The organism is Actimicrobium sp. GrIS 1.19, assembly GCF_035984655.1.
In the GTDB taxonomy this organism is placed as follows: Bacteria; Pseudomonadota; Gammaproteobacteria; order Burkholderiales; family Burkholderiaceae_D; genus Actimicrobium.
The window spans coordinates 1-1,694 of the sequence record NZ_JAXCHT010000079.1; the positions used below are offsets into that span (position 1 = coordinate 1).

The 1,694-nt window shown below is 62.0% G+C and carries 3 protein-coding genes; all 3 read right to left on the minus strand.

Annotated features, from left to right (window positions below):
• The coding region (locus RCH09_RS19585; RefSeq protein ID WP_326942821.1) for an IS66 family transposase at nucleotides 1-770 on the minus strand (770 nt) is incomplete at its 3' end.
• A 38-nt stretch (nucleotides 771-808) separates the two neighbouring features.
• The gene (tnpB, locus tag RCH09_RS19590) at nucleotides 809-1,156 is read right to left on the minus strand and encodes an IS66 family insertion sequence element accessory protein TnpB (RefSeq protein ID WP_326942819.1); all 348 of its coding nucleotides are present in this window, start codon (nucleotides 1,154-1,156) and stop codon (nucleotides 809-811) included.
• The coding region (gene tnpA / locus RCH09_RS19595; protein WP_326942820.1) for an IS66-like element accessory protein TnpA at nucleotides 1,153-1,694 on the minus strand (542 nt) is incomplete at its 5' end. The genes tnpB and tnpA, both read right to left, overlap by 4 nt.

The following is a 1,694-nucleotide window of genomic DNA, read 5'->3' on the forward strand; positions in this document are numbered from 1 at the left end:
GTCGTGTCATCGGCATGCAGTTTGGTACCAGCCATGACATGGTTGCGCAGTGCTTCCACCAGGGGCGCCATCAATGCGCTGCAGGCGCCGACCCAGCGTCCCATGCTGGAACGGTCGATCTCGACACCCTGCCGTGCATAGATCACCGACTGCCGGTACAACGGTTGATGATCGGCGAATTTCGCTACCAGAATATGTGCCAGCAAACCGGGACCGGCTACGCCCCGCAGAATCGGCCGGCTTGCTGCCGACACTTGTACGATGCGGTCACAGCAGGCGCAGGCTTTTTTGCGCCGGATGTGGCGGATCACCTTGAAGGCGGTATTGAGGATTTCCAGCTGCTCGGAGACATCCTCGCCAAGTGCCTTGAGATGGCCACCGCAGTCCGGACAGACCGTCTCGGCCGGCTCCAGAATGCGCTCCTCGCGGGGCAGTTCGGGTGGCAAGGCATGCCGCACCGGTACCCTTGGCGCGGTAGCCGGACCGGTTGCCGGCACCACGACAGGGGCGACTGGCAGTGCGTCGACGACGCCTTCTTCGGCCAGCAAGTCCTCCAGCCGGCATTCCAGTTTCGCGATCTGGCGATCGATCTTCTCGGACTTGCGGCCAAATTGCATGCGCTGTAATTTGGCAATGAGCAGCTTGAGCTGTTCGACTTCAACGGCGTGTGATGCCATGACCAGCGTCATTTGATCCATCGCTGCCTGCTGCGCACGCACCATCGCCTTGAGGGCATCGATGTCGTCGGGCAGGGGTGAGGGAATGGGCAGGTTCGGCATGCGCGGAGTTTACGCAGGTCCGTTGATGTTTACAACATCGATCTGGCTTGACCGGTGCGTTGCGGCTGTCGCCAGTCGATTCCTTCGAGCAGCATCGATAACTGTGCCGGCGTCAGGCACACCGACCCGCTGGTGGCCTGCGGCCACACGAAGCGTCCCTGTTCGAGCCGCTTGGCCAGCAGGCACAGGCCATCCTCCGTGGCCCACAACACTTTGATGGTGTCGCCACGGCGGCCACGAAACACAAAGACATGACCATTGAACGGATCGGCTGCCAGTGCGGTTTCCACCTTGGCGGCCAGTCCCTGGAAGCCGCAGCGCATGTCGGTGACGCCGGCGGCGATCCAGATCCGCGTGCCGGCAGGCAGGCCGATCATGGGTGGAAGTGGCGTAATACCTGCGCCAGAGTGGCAGGATCGACCATCCCCTCCAAACGCAAGGTGACTGTGGCCAGGCTGATTCCGATCACGCCAGGCAGGACGGCTTGCCGCGGTTCCCGTGTTGCCTTCGACGCGATGACATCTGCCCGATGCTGCCCCGACTGCGTCACCGGCACCGGGACCGGCACCGGCACCGGCACTGGAACAGGTGATGCCGCGTTGACGGCAGGCGTGATGTGGACTTCGACAAAAGTTGACGACCGGGCTTCACGCACACCAAGCTCGCCAGCGAGATGCGTACGCCGCCACTTGTGCAGCATGTTGGCGTTGATGCCATTGTCCAATGCCAAGCGGGCAACGGACACGCCGGGCACGCAAGCGGCGATCGCCAGCTGCTTCTTGAAATCAATCGGGTAATTGCGACGGCCTTTGCGGCTGCCGGATTGGATGGCTGTGTTCAAAGTGATCCCCACTACTATTTGGTGGGCACCACTTTGGCGGGTCAATGGCGTGATGTACAGACGGCGTTGCTGAT